The organism is Streptomyces sp. NPDC101776, from assembly GCF_044766845.1.
Taxonomy (GTDB): domain Bacteria; phylum Actinomycetota; class Actinomycetes; order Streptomycetales; family Streptomycetaceae; genus Streptomyces.
The window spans coordinates 111,811-126,788 of the sequence record NZ_JBIWMV010000022.1; the positions used below are offsets into that span (position 1 = coordinate 111,811).

Consider the following 14,978-nt stretch of genomic DNA (forward strand, 5'->3'; position numbering starts at 1 on the left):
TCGGCTCGTCCTGCGTGGGCGGGTTCTGTCCGGCGTCGCCCTAGGTGTCCTCGCTCGTTCATTCTGTCGTCTTCGACAGGCCCCGGAGTCCGTGCCCTATGAGGCAGGAGGACCCGGGAAGTGTTCACCGGAATCGTCGAAGAGCTGGGTGAGGTCACCGCCGTCGAGAGTCTCGACGACGCGTCCCGCTTTCGTCTGCGCGGCCCCATCGTCACCGAGGGCGCGAAGCACGGCGACTCCATCGCCGTGAACGGCGTCTGTCTCACCGTCGTCGAGCACGAGGGTGACGAGTTCACCGCCGACGTCATGGCCGAGACCCTGAACCGCTCCAGCCTCGGCGCCCTCGCCGTCGGCTCCCGCGTCAACCTCGAACGCCCGATGGCCCTCGGCGCCCGCCTCGGCGGACACATCGTGCAGGGCCATGTCGACGGCACCGGCGCCGTGTTGGAGCGCAAGCCGTCCGAGAACTGGGAGCTCGTCAAGATCTCCCTCCCGGCCGACCTCACGCGCTACGTCGTCGAGAAGGGCTCCATCACCGTCGACGGCATCAGCCTCACCGTCGTCGACGCGGGCCCGGACTACTTCACGGTCAGCCTCATCCCCACCACCCTCGACCTGACCACCCTCGGCCTCAAGCAGCCCGGCGACCCGGTCAACCTCGAAGTGGACGTCATCGCCAAGTACGTCGAGCGGCTCATGGGCGACCGCGAGGTGACCCCGTGAACTGGCTCAACTCCGAGGCCTTCGTCCTGTTCGACCAGCACATCAAGTGGTCGGACATGATCGGCAACGTGGTGGGCCTGATCGCGCTGGCCTTCGGCTGGCGGCGCTCGATCTGGAGCTGGCCCACCCAGTTCGTCTCCGGAGTGATCCTGTTCGCCGCCTTCGCCACCGCCCACCTCTCCGGCAGCGCAGGCAAGCAGATCGTCGTCATGGTCGTCGCGGTCTACGGCTGGTGGCAGTGGAACGGCGGCAGGGGCCGGTCCGGCGACGGCCACATCACCCCCCGCTTCGCCACCTGGCGCGAACGCGCGATCCTCGTCGGCTCCGCCGCCGTGGGAACGGTCGCGGTCGCCGCCCTCTTCAAGGCGTACCCCTCCCTGTCCTGGGACCCGTGGCCCGACGCCTACATCTTCGTCGGCACGATCGTCGCCATGTACGCCCAGGCCCGCGCCATGGTCGAGTTCTGGTTCGCCTGGCTCCTCGTCGACCTCGTCGGCGTCCCCCTCAACTTCGCCAACGGCTTCGCGTTCTCCGGCTTCGTCTACGTCATCTACGGCGCACTCGTCCTGTGGGGCATGCGCGACTGGTGGCTGCGCTCCCGCAAGGCCCCGCAGCCCGTCCTGGAAGGAGCGCCGGCATGACAGCCCGCCCGTCACCCACCACCGCCCTGAACGAGACGCTTCGCGTCACCCCTTCTATCCCGCCGATCCTGTACAGCACCGACGGTTTCGAGGACTTCTCGCTCGACCCGGTAGAGCAGGCCATCGCCGACATCGCGGCCGGCCGCCCCGTCGTGGTCGTCGACGACGAGGACCGCGAGAACGAGGGCGACCTCGTCATCGCCGCCGAGAAGGCCACCCCCGAGATCATCGCCTTCATGATGAGCGAGTGCCGCGGCCTCATCTGCGCCCCGATGGAGGGCGAGGAGCTGGACCGGCTCCGGCTCCCGCAGATGGTCGAGGACAACACCGAGTCGATGAAAACCGCGTTCACAGTGTCGGTGGACGCGTCCCCCGTTCACGGTGTGACCACCGGTATCTCGGCCGCCGACCGCGCGACCACGCTTCAGGTCCTCGCGAGCGGCAGCGCCCAGGCCGACGACCTGGTCCGCCCCGGCCACATCTTCCCGCTGCGCGCCCGCTCCGGCGGCGTGCTGGTCCGCAACGGCCACACCGAGGCCGCCGTCGACCTCGCCCGCCTCGCGGGCCTGCGCCCGGCCGGAGCGATCGTCGAGATCGCGGGCGAGGACGGCCGTATGCTCCGCCTCCCCGAACTGATCCCCTTCGCCCGCAAGCACGGCCTGACGATCATCTCCATCGAGGACCTGATCGCCTACCGGCAGACCGCGGAACCCACCGTCCGCCGCGAGGCCGAGGTCCAACTCCCGACCCGTCACGGCCAGTTCACGGCCTACGGCTACCGCTCCACCGTCGACGGCGTCGAGCACGTCGCCCTCGTCCACGGCGAGATCGGCGACGGCGAGGACGTCCTGGTCCGCGTCCACTCCGAGTGCCTCACCGGCGACGTCTTCCACTCCCTGCGCTGCGACTGCGGCCCCCAGCTGGAAGCCTCCCTTGAGCGCATCCAGGAGGAGGGCAGGGGAGTGGTCGTCTACCTGCGCGGCCACGAGGGGCGCGGCATCGGCCTGCTCTCCAAGCTCCGGGCGTACGAACTCCAGGAGCGCGGCCGGGACACCCTCGACGCCAACCTGGAGCTCGGCCTGCCCGCCGACGCCCGGGACTACGGCGCCGGCGCGCAGATCCTGGAGGACCTCGGCGTCCACAGCCTGCGCCTGATGACCAACAACCCCGACAAGACCGACGCGCTCGTCCGGCACGGCCTCAAGGTCATCGGCCGGGAGCCGATGCCCGTGACAGCGGGCGAGCACAACCTCCGCTACCTGCGCACCAAGCGGGACCGCATGGGGCACGACCTGCCCTGGCTGGACGCGGCCCCCGTGTCGACCTGCGGCAACCAGTAACCGGCAATCGCACTTCCACGGCAATCACACTTCTAGGAGACAAGAGAACGTGAGCGGCAAGGGCGCACCCGAACTGTCCGTACGCAACGTCGGAGACCTGCGGGTCGCCGTCATCGCGGCACAGTGGCACGAAAAGGTGATGGACGGTCTGGTGGACGGCGCCCTGCGCGCCCTGCACGACCTGGGGATCGACGAGCCGACCCTGCTCCGGGTCCCCGGCAGCTGGGAACTCCCGGTCGTGGCAAAGGTGTTGGCGGGCCGGGGCTACGACGCGATCGTCGCCCTCGGCGTCGTCATCCGGGGCGGCACCCCGCACTTCGAGTACGTGTGCCAGGGCGTGGTCCAGGGCCTCACCCAGGTCTCCGTCGAGACCGGCGTCCCCGTCGGCATGGGCGTCCTGACCTGCGACACCGAGGAGCAGGCCCTCGACCGGGCCGGCCTGGAGGGCTCGAACGAGGACAAGGGGCACGAGGCGGTGACGGCGGCCGTGGCGACGGCGGCCACCCTCCGCTCAGTATCTGAACCGTGGCGTTAAGCCCACGATTGTTTGCAATAGGGTGGGCAGCACCATGTCCAATAAGACGTTCGAGGAGCTCTTCACCGAGCTCCAGCAGAAGGCCGCCACGGGCGACCCCGCCACTTCCCGCACCGCAGAACTGGTCGGCAAGGGCGTCCATGCCATCGGCAAGAAGGTCGTAGAAGAGGCCGCCGAGGTCTGGATGGCCGCCGAGTACGAGGGCAAGGAAGCAGCCGCCGAGGAGATCTCGCAGCTGCTCTACCACGTCCAGGTGATGATGGTCGCCCGCGGAATCTCGCTGGACGACGTCTACGCCCACCTGTAAAACCAGTTCAGAACCGTTTGCGACAGATCACCCCATTTCACGCGAAGGAAGCCGACCTCATGCTGCGCATCGCCGTCCCCAACAAGGGTTCCCTGTCAGGACCTGCGGCGGACATGCTGCATGAGGCCGGCTACCAGCAGCGGCGGGAGTCCAAGGAACTGCGGATCGTCGACCCGGTCAACGAGGTCGAGTTCTTCTACCTCCGCCCCCGCGACATCGCGATCTACGTCTCCTCCGGCCGCCTCGACATCGGCGTCACCGGGCGCGACCTGCTCATCGACTCGGCCGCCTCCGCGGAGGAGATCCTCCCGCTCGGCTTCGCCCGCTCCACGTTCCGCTTCGCGTCCAAGCCCGGCGCGGCGAGCAGCATGGAGGACCTCAACGGCATGACGGTCGCCACCTCGTACGAGGGAATCGTCGCCAAGCACCTGGCCGACAGCGGCATCGACGCCTCCGTCGTCCACCTCGACGGCGCCGTCGAGACCGCCATCGAACTCGGTGTGGCCGAGGTCATCGCGGACGTCGTCGAGACCGGCACCAGCCTGCGCAACGCGGGCCTTGAGGTCTTCGGCGATCCCATCATGAAGTCCGAGGCCATCGTCATCCGCCGCAAGGGCGCCGATGCCGAGGAGCCCAAGGTCCAGCAGTTCCTGCGCCGCCTCCAGGGCGTCCTGGTCGCCCGTACGTACGTGATGATGGACTACGACTGCCGGGTCGAGCAGTTGGAGAAGGCCGTCGCGCTCACCCCCGGCCTGGAGTCCCCGACCGTCTCCCCGCTGCACAACGAGGGCTGGGTCGCCGTCCGCGCGATGGTCCCCGCCAAGGAAGCGCAGCGGATCATGGACGACCTCTACGACATCGGCGCCCGGGCCATCCTGACGACGGCCATCCACGCCTGCCGTCTCTGAGGAACACGCCAGCCATGTCTCAACTCCCCGCCCTGCCGGTCACGTTCCGGCCGGGCCGCACCCGTGCCGTACTGCTCACCGCGGGCGCCGCGATCTTCGTCGTCATCACGACCGTCGCGCTGCTGCTCGAGCAGCTCGGCCCGGGGGAGAAGCTCAGCTTCGTCTTCACCGGTGCCCTCCTCTTCGCCGTGCTGGCCCTGCTCGCGCGCGTGAAGGTCGTCGCCGACGAGACCGGTGTCACCGTCGTCAACATCGCCGGCAGGCGCCATCTGGAGTGGGCCGAGATCCTCCAGGTGAACCTGCGGCCCGGCGATCCCTGGGTTTTCCTCAACCTCAGCGACGGCACCAGCCTCCCCGTACTCGGCATCCAGCCCGGTATCGCCAAGGAGCGGGCCATCGCCGACGCGCGCACTCTGCGGGCGCTCGCCGAGGACAGGTCCCAGAGGGATCTGCCGTAGATGGCCATGTCTTGATTAATCTGTTGTCGGTGGCGTTTTTCGTTCCCGCCTCCGCCACCGAGGTTCCCCCTGTTCCTCAGAGGCACCCTGCGACCCGAGGAGTGACTCCCTCCAGCGATGGACGGATCGTCCTGTAGTACCTGCGCCGCCCCCTCCCGACATATCGAGGCGGCGGCATGACCATCCCCTTGTTGCTCCTCGGAGCGGCGATCCTGCTGATTCTGGCCAACGGCTTCTTCGTTGCCGCCGAGTTCGGGCTCGTCACCGTGGAGCGTCCCGAGGCCGAGAAGGCCGCCGCCGAGGGCGACCGACGGGCCGCCACGGTCGTCGAGTCGCTCAAGGAGCTGTCCTTCCAGCTCTCCGGCACCCAGCTCGGCATCACCATCACCTCCCTGGTCGTCGGCATGCTCGCCGAACCGGCCCTGGCGGAACTGCTGCACGGCCCGTTCAGCGCGATCGGCATCCCCGAGGGCGCCGTCTCCGGCGTCGCCGTGGTCGTCGGCATGCTGCTCGCCTCCGCCGTACAGATGGTGATCGGCGAGCTCGTGCCCAAGAACTGGGCGGTGTCGCGGCCCTTGCAGGTCGCACGCTTCGTCGCCGCGCCGCAGCACGCGTTCGCCCGGCTGTTCCGCCCGGTGATCTCCGCGCTGAACACCGTCGCCAACCGGCTCGTCCGCGCCCTGGGCGTCGAGCCCACCGAGGAGCTGGCCTCGGCCCGTACCCCGGGCGAACTCGTCTCCCTGGCCCGGCACTCGGCGCAGGCCGGCACGCTGGAACAGGACACCGCCGATCTCTTCGTACGGACGCTGTCGCTGGGCGAGTTGACCGCGCAGCACGTCATGACCCCGCGTGTGAAGGTCAGCGCCCTCCAGTCCTCCGCGACCGCCGAGGACGTGGTCAACCTGACCCGCGCCACCGGTCTGTCCCGCTTCCCCGTCTACCGCGAGAAGATCGACGAGATCGTCGGCATGGTCCACCTCAAGGACGCCCTGGCCGTGCCCTCGCACGCCAGACTCCGCACCCCCGTCACCAGCATCGCCAAGTCCCCGCTGCTGGTCCCCGAGACCCTGCCCGTCCAGCCCCTCCTCGCCCGGCTGCGCAGCGAGCAGCCGATCGCCGTCGTCGTCGACGAGTACGGCGGTACGGCCGGAGTGGTCACCTTGGAGGACATCGTCGAGGAACTCGTCGGCGAGGTCCGCGACGAGCACGACGGCCAGGACGTACCCGAACTCGCCGCGGCGCCCCCGGAGGACGGCAAGCCGGCCTGGGACGCGGACGGCAGCTGCCGCGTCGACATCCTCCAGCGCATAGGCCTGGACGTACCCGAGGGCCCGTACGAGACCGTCGCCGGACTGGTCGCCGACCTCCTGGGCCGCATCCCGGCCCCCGGCGACAAGGCCGAACTCCCCGGCTGGCGGCTCTCGGTACGCCAGGTGGGCCACTACCGCGCCGAACGCGTCCGCCTGGTCCGCACGGCTCCCGCCGTGAACGTCATGGAGGCGGCCCGATGACCGTCCTCCAGCTCCTCTTCGCCGTCCTCCTGGTGCTCGCCAACGGCTTCTTCGTCGGCGCCGAGTTCGCCCTCGTCTCCGTCCGCCGCAGCCAGATCGAACCCCTCGGCACGGCCCGCGCCCGCCAGGTCCTCTACGGCCTCGAACGGCTGCCGCAGATGATGGCCGCGGCCCAATTCGGCATCACCGTCTGCTCGTTGACCCTGGGCGCGGTCGCCGAGCCGACCATCGCCCACGTACTGGAACCGGTCTTCGAGTGGATGCACCTGCCCGAGGGCGTGATCCATCCCCTCGGCTACGTCCTCGCGCTCGCCGCCGTGGTCTTCTTCCACCTCGTCATCGGCGAGATGGTCCCGAAGAACCTCGCGATGGCCGCGCCGGAGAAGGCCGCTATGTGGCTCAGCCCCGGCCTGGTCGCGTTCGCCCGGGTCTGCAGGCCGATCACCGTGGCCCTCGGCGCCGTCGCCCAGGGCATCCTGCGGCTCTTCCACGTCGAGCCCAAGGACGAGGTCGAGGCCGTCTTCACCAGCGAACAGCTCAACCGCCTGGTGGAGGACTCCGGCCAGGCGGGCCTCCTCGACCCCGAGGAACAGGAACGCCTGGAGGACGCCCTGGAGTTGGGCTCCCGCCCGGTCACCGATGTCCTGCTCCGCCGCGAGAACCTGGTGACGGTCAGTCCCTCGGTCACCCCGGGCGAGATCGTCGCCCTCACCGCCCGCACCGGCTACTCCCGCTTCCCGATCGCCGCGGAGACCGGCGCCTTCATGGGCTACCTCCACGTCAAGGACGTACTCGACCTGGAGGAGTCCGAACGGGCCGTCCCGCAACAGATCTGGCGCCCCATGACGACGCTGTGCTCCGAACTCCCCCTGGACGACGCCCTCACGGTCATGCGCCGCGCCGCCACGCACCTGGCCCAGGTGGCGGACGCCTCCGGCAAGGTGCTCGGCCTGGTGGCCATGGAGGACGTACTGGAGCTGTTGGTGGGCGAGGTGACGGACCCGGCCCACAGGGAGGTCCCGACCCAGAAACTGAAGGAAACGGTACCCAGCTGACACGCGTCCCCCGTGCCCCGTTCTTAGGGGCGCGGGGCTGTGTCTATTTGCGGCTCCGCCGCGCGGGCGCGACACCCCCCACCGGCCCGCGGCCGCGAATCAACAGAACCACCCCACCCAGCGCGTACCGCTCAACCCCCGGCAGGCCCCCGCCCAGACAACACCTCGCCATACGCCTGCATCAGATCCGGCAACCGCAACGTCGACAGATCATCCCGAGACAACATCCCGGGATACACAGACAACCGCAGATCCCGATACGCACAGCTCTTTTCGTACAGCGTCCGCAGGAACCGCCCGTTCCCCAGCTCGTCGATCCACCCCTGATCAACCACGTGCCCGGCGATGGACCGCAACTCGTCCAACGCCTCCTCGTCCCACACATCCCCGTTCTCCGCCGCCAACACCTCACCGATGGACGTGAGTTCAAGCGGCCGGTACGAGGGAAAGTCGACGCGGGTCGTGAACCGGGACGACAACCCGGGGTTGGCCGCGAGCAGCCGATCCATCCCCTCCGGATAGCCCGCCAGGATCACCACGAGGTGATCGCGATTGTCCTCGGCCCGCTTCAACAGCACCTGCAACGCCTCGTCGCCGTACGCGTCCCCCTTCCCGTAACCGGAGTTGGAGAGCGAGTAGGCCTCGTCGACGAAGAGGACCCCGCCGATCGCGGAATCGATCAACTCGTTGGCCTTCACGGCCGTTTGACCGAGATACTCACCGACGAGATCGGCCCGCTGCGCCTCGACGAGATGGTCCCCGCCGAGCAGCCCGAGGGCGTAGAAGACCCGCCCGAGGATGCGGGCCACGGTGGTCTTGCCGGTACCGGAGGGCCCGGAGAAGACGAAGTGCCGCTTCGGCGGCTGGACCGGCAGCCCCTGCCCGGCACGCAGCCTGGCCATGTTCAACTGGGCGGACAGCGCCTTGACTTGGCGCTTGACCGGCTCCAACCCCACCATGCGCTCCAGCTCGTTGAGCGCCTCCTCCAGCAGGACGGGATCGGTGGGCCCGGTCGGCAGCGGCAGGACCGGATTCGAGGTCTTCTCGCGCACGGAGTCGGCCGCGGAGGACAGCGGCCCGGTCGGCGGCAGACCGGGCTCCGACAGCTTCAGATCGCGCCCCTCCGCGCCGAACAGCGGATCGAGCCCGTCCGGTCCCTCCAGTGCGTCCGCCCCACCGGAGAGTGTGATCGCCGCGAGGTCGGTCACGTCCTCGGAGTCGTCGTACCCGTCGGAGTCGGTGATCGCCGCGAGCCGCGCCGAGGTGTCCATGAACGCGGGGTCGACGCGGTGCACCGCCCGGTACAGGGGCAGCGCGGCGGCACTGCGCCCGGTGCCCTCGTGGGCCCGCGCCAGCCAGTACCGCAGCTCCTTGCGCTGCGGCTGCTCGCTGCGACAGCGCATCAGCGCGGAGGACAGGAGCGGCTCGGCCTGGCCGTACATCTCAAGGCGCACCCGGGCCATCCCGCCGAACAACCCGGCCTCGATACCGAGGAGTTGGTCGTTGATCAGCGGGTCCGTGTGCCGGACCAGCTGCTCCCAGTCCTTGACCAGATAGGCGCGGCACGCGTGCAGGAAGCGGACCTGGTGGTCGGTGTCCACGGGCGGCAGTCCCGCCAACGCCCGGTCCAGCTCCGGCACATGGCGGCCGTCCAGCCAGTGCGAGGCGTGCGCGAGCAGCAGATCACGCGGGCTCTCCAGCACGGGCTGGACCCACCAGCCCAGCCAGTACCAGGAGTTGAGCGTACGGCGGTGCCTGGTGCGCTGTTCCCCGAAGCGTTCCCGGTGCCGGTACATCCGCAGCAGCGCGGTCGTCGTCTCGACGCGCAGCGCGTGCAGTCCGAGCCAGCCGTCGGCCATCCCGGGATCCATCCGAACCGCGTTGCGGAACTCCTCCTCCGCCTGCGGATAAGCGCCCATCGTGTAGGCGTCCACGCCTCGCAGCCACGCGAGGTCGGCCGGGGCCTCGGGGCCCTGCGTGCCGAAGTCCATCACGTCCCCCCACAAACCGTGCCCCCGTTGATTCGCCGCCGGGCCGGCGCCCGTCGGCAGTCTGGGTCGAACCGCTGTGCCGCGGACGGGAGTTGCCGTGGTGCGCGAAGCAGCCGTCCGTCGCTCGCACCCTGGGCATCGTACCTGCGGGGCAGTCGCCCATCGAAGGGTGCCGCACAGGCCGTTTGGCGAGGTGGGAGCAGATGGGGCGCACTCAAGACGGTGACCCAGGGTGAGCAAATCACGGCTCGTGACGGCCGGAAAACGGGCTGGGAGCAGAACGAAGCCCCCGATCACGGGGGAACAACCGGGGGCTTCGCGACTCTGGGCGGCTTCGAACCGGCCGCACATCCAGAACGTAAGACCTGTACGGCCCCTGGGTCAAGCCGAGTTGAGGCACTCAGAGAAGTTCAGGCGGAAGGGTCTTCACAAGTTCAGCACACTGCGGGCGGTTCGTCACCGTGGGTCACCCCGTGGTCCGGTCCAATCGTCCCTGAAGGCCCCGTGAGTACCTCGTACCCCTCCCTCAACTGCCTTACCAGGAAGTCCGCGTGGGGGCGCGAAGGGTCTTTGGCGAAGTGTTCGCGTTCCGCCTCGACCCAGCCGTCCCAGAAGTCCCGCTGCTCCGCCCCGTCCCGCAGCCGTCCCCGTGCCCAGGCCTTCTCGCGGGGGAACTCCATCCACAGCAGCCCCGCCAGGAACGGGCGCAGCTCCCGGCGCCCGGCACCGACCCCCTCGACGAGGACCACGGGCGCGGGCGGCAGCGCGCGCGGGGAGCCGAAGCGGCGGGCGTGCCAGTCGTAGGGGAAGTAGTGGGCGGTCTCGCCGCGGCCGAGCGGGGTGATCGCCTGGCTCAGCAGTCGGTCGGTCCAGCCGAACGGTTCCTCGTGGGTGGCGAGATCGTCGAGGTGCAGGACGGGGGCGCCGCCCAGGGCCTCGGCCAACTGCCCGGTGAACGTGGACTTCCCGGATCCGGCGTGCCCGTCGACACCGACGAGCCGGACCGGGCCGCAGGACGGAGGGAGTCGGCGGAGCCGGTGGGCGAGGTCGTGCATGACTGGTCCCGGGAGGTCGTGGGCGATGCCGGAGGGTGCCAGGGCAGTCTAGGGAGCGGCGGCTCCCCTCCCAGGTCATGCCAGTGGTCGAGACCAATATTGGTGGGTGTGGCGCGGCCCGAAGTGCTGGCAGGGACGTGCTGTCCGTGCCCATAGTTGGGCGCACAGCCGTGCACTGGATCTGTCCCTACTCGGAACACCCGGGGGTCTTCCGCCCATGAGCAGAGCCGAACAGCCGTCCCGACGGGCCGAACAGCCCTCGCGCAGGACCGTCCTGGCCGCCGCGGTCGGCGCCGCCGTGGTGAGCGGCGCGGTCCCCGCCGTCGCCGACACCGCCGAGTCCGCAGACACGGACCGGGCCCCGACCGGCCAGGTCGACTACCACGCGTGGACCAGCTACGCCGACTGGTGCCGCGGCACCGCCCGGGGCACCCGTGCCGTCGAGGGCTCCCGCCCCGGTCTCGCGATCGACACCGCCCTCGGCAGCGTGGACTACCCGGACCCGCACACCGGCAGGACCTCGACCTGGGAGTACGCGACCTGGACGTCCCCCGTCCACAGACTCTCCGTCCCGGCGACGGAGACCATCGCCTCCTGGAACGCCCACACCCCCGCCGGCACCTGGATCCAGGTCGAACTGCGCGGCACGTACTCCGACGGCACGGACACCCCCTGGTATGTGATGGGCCGCTGGGCGGCCGGCGACCAGGACATCAAGCGGACCTCCGTCGACGACCAGACGGACGGGAAGTCCACGATCTGGACGGACACTTTCGCGATCGACGACACGGCCACGGGGCTGCGCCTCGCGTCGTACCGGCTGCGTCTGACGCTCTACCGCAAGCCCGGCACCAAGCTCACCCCCGCCGTGTGGCGGCTCGGCGCGATGGGCTCCGACGTCCCGGACCGCTTCACGGTCCCGGCCTCAACTCCGCGCCTGACACGGGAGTTGACCGTCCCGCGCTACTCGCAGGAGATCCACGTCGGCCAGTACCCCGAGTACGACAACGGCGGCGAGGCCTGGTGCAGCCCCACCTCCTCGCAGATGATCATCGAGTACTGGGGCGGCCGGCTCACCCCCGCCCAACTCGCCTGGGTGGACCCGGGTTACGCGGACCCGCAGGTCGACAACGCGGCCCGCTTCACCTACGACCACCAGTACAAGGGCTGCGGCAACTGGCCGTTCAACGCCGCCTACGCGGCCACGTACAGGGACCTCCAGGGCGTGGTCACCCGGCTCGGCTCGCTCGGCGACCTGGAGACACTGATCGCGGCGGGCATCCCGGCCATAACGTCACAGTCGTTCCTGAGCGGCGAACTGACCGGCGCGGGCTACGGCACCTCCGGCCACCTGATGACGGTGATCGGCTTCACCGCAGACGGCGACGTGATCGCCAACGACCCCAACTCGCCCAGCGATCCGGCCGTCCGCCGCGTCTACGCCCGGCGCGAGTTCGAGAACATCTGGCTGCGCACCAAGCGGTACAACGCCTCCGGCAAGGTCGCCTCCGGTACTGGCGGCGTCTGTTACCTCTACTTCCCGGCGCACCCGACCGCCGCCCAGCGCGAGGCGCTCGCGGCGGTGGGCGTGCGCTGACCCCTGCCCCGGAGACCGAGGTGTACCGAGGTTTCCTGTGACCAAGGTCTCCGGCGCAAAAGACGACAGGGATGGCAAGGTGGACAGAAGGGGGGAGTCCACCACACATCCGACCTCTGCGAGCCACCATGACCGCACACTCAGCCACGTCCGCCCGCGCCCGTACCCGTACCGGCGGCCCCAAGAGCGACGGCCCGAAGATCGCCGAGCACATCATGGGCTGGACCCTCGTCGTGGTGATCGCGATGCTCGTGACCCAAATCGGCCTCCTGTGACCTGACGCATACCCGACCTGCCATACTGCGGTTGACCCAGCCCAGTTGGAGAGCCAGAGTCGAAATTGGAAATCAGTCAGCAGCGTGACGTCGCACGTCCTCGGGCGCGCGGTACCGAGCGTTCCTTGGCGCGCCGCGCCGAACTCATCACCATTGGCCGGAAGTTGTTCGCCGACACGTCCTACGACGCACTGTCGATGGACGACATCGCGCGGCAGGCCCACGTCGCCAAGGGGCTGATCTACTACTACTTCCAGTCCAAGCGCGGCTACTACCTGGCGATCATCAACGACTCGGTCGCCGACCTGGTGACCTTCGCGGCGAGCGGCCTCGAACTGCCCCAACTGGACCGTGTGCAGCGGACGATGGACAGCTATCTGCGCTGGGCCGAGCACAACCAGGCCGCGTACCGCACGATCGTCAGCGGCGGCGTCGGCTTCGACACCGAGGTGCACGCCATCCGTGACGGGGTGCGCGCGGCGATCGTCGCGACCATCGCCGAAGGGGCCTACGGCCGTACCGACATCTCCCGGCTCGCGCGCATGGCCCTGTTCGGCTGGGTGTGCAGCGTCGAGGGCGCGACCCTTGAGTGGATCAGCACCTCCGACCTCTCCCGCGAGACGATGCGCGAACTCCTCGTGAAGACCCTCGGCGGCACCCTGCGCGCCATCGAGGAACTCGACCCCGCCTACCCGACGCCGAAGCCGGCCCGCCGGGACGGCTGAATCGGCGCTCCCGCCCCCTTCCGGACGACCGGGCTATTCTTGAAGTAAGCGGTCGTTAACTGGTGACGAGAGACCTCCGATCGGGCATACTCACAGCGCAGAGCCGCTGGTCAGCCGCTTCCGAGACCCGGAAGCGGAACAGCGGCCGCATCCGTGCGGTACCCGGCCGCGTCGCCTCGACCCAAGGCGTACGCCCGCCGAAGTGCCCGACAGGGAGGAGAGCGTCGCCATGCCCGACCGCGCCCCGCAACCGGTGGACCGGCAACTGCCCACGGACGAGGCCCGGGATCTGATCTCGCTGGCCCGCGACATCGCGCAGCGCGAGATCGCCCCGAGGGCGGCCGAGGAAGAGGACGCCGGACACTTCCCGCGCGAGATCTTCACCCTGCTCTCCCGCTCCGGACTGCTCGGCCTGCCGTACGACTCCGAGTACGGCGGCGGCGACCAGCCCTACGAGGTCTACCTCCAGGTACTCGAAGAACTCGCGGCGGCCCGCCTCACCGTCGGCCTCGGCGTCAGCGTCCACTCGCTGTCCTGCCACGCGCTGGCCAACTACGGCACCAAGCAGCAGCAGGTCGAGCACCTGCCCGCGATGCTCGGCGGCGGCCTGCTCGGCGCCTACTGCCTCTCCGAACCGTCCTCCGGCTCGGACGCGGCCTCCCTGCGTACGAAGGCGGTCCGCGACGGCGAGGACTGGGTGATCAACGGCACCAAGGCCTGGATCACGCACGGCGGCATCGCCGACTTCTACACGGTCATGGCCCGCACCGGCGAGGACGGCCCGCGCGGGATCAGTGCCTTCCTGGTGCCCGGTGACGCGCCCGGTCTGAGTGGCGCGGTCCCGGAGAAGAAGATGGGCATGAAGGGCTCGCCCACCGCCCAGGTCCACTTCGACGGGGTCCGTGTCTCCGACGAGCGGCGCCTCGGCGAGGAGGGGCAGGGCTTCGCGATCGCTCTGTCCGCACTGGACTCCGGCCGGCTCGGCATCGCCGCCTGCGCGATCGGCCTGGCCCAGTCCGCGCTCGACGAGGCGGTGGCGTACGCGAGCGGCCGACAGCAGTTCGGGCGCCCGATCTCCGACTTCCAGGGCCTGCGCTTCATGCTCGCCGACATGGCCACCCAGATCGAGGCGGGCCGCGCGCTCTACCTCGCGGCGGCCCGGCTGCGCGACGCGGGCCGCCCGTTCGCCAAACAGGCCGCGATGGCCAAGCTGCACTGCACCGACGCCGCGATGAAGGCCACCATCGACGCCGTCCAGATCCTCGGCGGCTACGGCTACACCGCGGACTTCCCGGTCGAGCGCTACATGCGCGAGGCCAAGGTCCTGCAGATCGTCGAGGGCACCAACCAGATCCAGCGCATGGTCATCGCCCGCCACCTGGCGGGTCCCGAAGTCCGCCGATCCGGCTGAGGCCGGGGCCCTGTTCGGTGGATCATGCCGCGGGCGTCGGGCGTCGGGCGTCGGGCGTCGGGCGTCGGGCGTCGGGCGTCGGGCGTCGGGCGTCGGGCGTCGGGCGTCGGGCGTGGGACGCCTCCAGCGTCACGGGCCGGGGGAATCCGTCGCGTCGCCCGCGGCGACAGCCGCCTGACGCCGACGTCTCCTCCGTCCTGCCGCCGCACGCACCGCGCCCCGCTCACCAGTGCCGATCGGGCGCCGTCGACTCCCTCCAGCCCGATCCGCCGGACAGACCCAGCGGCGGCGCCGCCAACCGCGCCCACTCCGGGTCGTGACGCCCCGGCAGGGTGCGGCCCCGGTCGGCCCAACTCCGCATGAGATCAAGGTAGATGGGCGGATCCTGGGGCTGCGGCGGCGCCGGCGGAACCGATTCTTCCGGTACGGGGACGAAGATCCGGCGC

Annotated in this window: 15 protein-coding genes; 13 read left to right on the top strand and 2 right to left on the bottom strand. The window is 69.9% G+C overall.

The window, feature by feature from the left end; translation table 11 throughout:
* The first annotated feature begins 120 nt into the window (after window positions 1-120).
* The 9 genes from ACIRRY_RS42945 (at window position 121) to ACIRRY_RS42985 (ending at window position 7,478) form a co-directional block, all read left to right on the top strand.
* A complete protein-coding gene (locus ACIRRY_RS42945) occupies window positions 121-723 on the top strand; it encodes a riboflavin synthase (protein WP_399122318.1) in 603 nt (200 codons plus the stop codon).
* On the top strand, window positions 720-1,364 hold the full coding sequence (locus ACIRRY_RS42950; protein ID WP_403984275.1) for a nicotinamide riboside transporter PnuC: 645 nt from the start codon (window positions 720-722) through the stop codon (window positions 1,362-1,364). The genes ACIRRY_RS42945 and ACIRRY_RS42950 overlap by 4 nt, the downstream gene beginning before the upstream one ends.
* Window positions 1,361-2,704, top strand: coding sequence for a bifunctional 3,4-dihydroxy-2-butanone-4-phosphate synthase/GTP cyclohydrolase II (locus tag ACIRRY_RS42955; protein WP_403984276.1), 1,344 nt, complete (start codon window positions 1,361-1,363; stop codon window positions 2,702-2,704). The genes ACIRRY_RS42950 and ACIRRY_RS42955 overlap by 4 nt, the downstream gene beginning before the upstream one ends.
* 49 nt (window positions 2,705-2,753) lie before the next feature.
* Window positions 2,754-3,239 carry a 6,7-dimethyl-8-ribityllumazine synthase gene (gene ribH, locus ACIRRY_RS42960; RefSeq protein ID WP_019059681.1) on the top strand — a complete coding sequence of 162 codons (486 nt, stop codon included), beginning with the start codon at window positions 2,754-2,756 and terminating at the stop codon, window positions 3,237-3,239.
* Between the two features lie 34 nt (window positions 3,240-3,273).
* Complete coding sequence (locus ACIRRY_RS42965) at window positions 3,274-3,546, top strand: phosphoribosyl-ATP diphosphatase (RefSeq protein WP_018534786.1); 273 nt, start codon at window positions 3,274-3,276, stop codon at window positions 3,544-3,546.
* Window positions 3,547-3,605: 59 nt separating this feature from the next.
* Window positions 3,606-4,454: an ATP phosphoribosyltransferase gene (gene hisG / locus ACIRRY_RS42970; RefSeq protein WP_403984277.1), complete on the top strand. Its 849-nt coding sequence runs from the start codon at window positions 3,606-3,608 to the stop codon at window positions 4,452-4,454.
* 14 nt (window positions 4,455-4,468) lie between these two features.
* Window positions 4,469-4,912 (top strand): PH domain-containing protein, encoded by a 444-nt coding sequence (locus ACIRRY_RS42975; RefSeq protein WP_403984278.1) that lies wholly within the window; start codon window positions 4,469-4,471, stop codon window positions 4,910-4,912.
* 176 nt (window positions 4,913-5,088) lie between these two features.
* Window positions 5,089-6,423 (top strand): hemolysin family protein, encoded by a 1,335-nt coding sequence (locus tag ACIRRY_RS42980; protein ID WP_403984279.1) that lies wholly within the window; start codon window positions 5,089-5,091, stop codon window positions 6,421-6,423.
* Window positions 6,420-7,478: a hemolysin family protein gene (locus ACIRRY_RS42985; RefSeq protein ID WP_403984280.1), complete on the top strand. Its 1,059-nt coding sequence runs from the start codon at window positions 6,420-6,422 to the stop codon at window positions 7,476-7,478. Before ACIRRY_RS42980 ends, ACIRRY_RS42985 begins: the two co-directional genes overlap by 4 nt.
* A 131-nt stretch (window positions 7,479-7,609) precedes the next feature.
* Here ACIRRY_RS42985 and ACIRRY_RS42990 read toward each other — a convergent pair whose 3' ends face one another.
* Window positions 7,610-9,469 carry an AAA family ATPase gene (locus ACIRRY_RS42990; RefSeq protein WP_403984281.1) on the bottom strand — a complete coding sequence of 620 codons (1,860 nt, stop codon included), beginning with the start codon at window positions 9,467-9,469 and terminating at the stop codon, window positions 7,610-7,612.
* A gap of 434 nt (window positions 9,470-9,903) precedes the next feature.
* Window positions 9,904-10,524, bottom strand: coding sequence for a uridine kinase (locus ACIRRY_RS42995; RefSeq protein WP_403984282.1), 621 nt, complete (start codon window positions 10,522-10,524; stop codon window positions 9,904-9,906).
* Between the two features lie 217 nt (window positions 10,525-10,741).
* Here ACIRRY_RS42995 and ACIRRY_RS43000 point away from each other — a divergent pair, with 217 nt between their 5' ends.
* From ACIRRY_RS43000 to ACIRRY_RS43015, 4 genes are all read left to right on the top strand, one after another.
* Complete coding sequence (locus ACIRRY_RS43000) at window positions 10,742-12,121, top strand: peptidase C39 family protein (protein ID WP_403984283.1); 1,380 nt, start codon at window positions 10,742-10,744, stop codon at window positions 12,119-12,121.
* Between the two features lie 128 nt (window positions 12,122-12,249).
* Window positions 12,250-12,396, top strand: a complete 147-nt coding sequence (locus ACIRRY_RS43005; protein ID WP_403984284.1) for an SCO1431 family membrane protein — start codon at window positions 12,250-12,252, stop codon at window positions 12,394-12,396.
* 65 nt (window positions 12,397-12,461) lie between these two features.
* Entirely contained in the window at window positions 12,462-13,121 is a 660-nt protein-coding gene (locus tag ACIRRY_RS43010) for a TetR/AcrR family transcriptional regulator (protein ID WP_403984285.1), read from the top strand.
* Between the two features lie 229 nt (window positions 13,122-13,350).
* The gene (locus ACIRRY_RS43015) at window positions 13,351-14,532 is read left to right on the top strand and encodes an acyl-CoA dehydrogenase family protein (protein WP_403984342.1); all 1,182 of its coding nucleotides are present in this window, start codon (window positions 13,351-13,353) and stop codon (window positions 14,530-14,532) included.
* Window positions 14,533-14,978 lie beyond the last annotated feature (446 nt).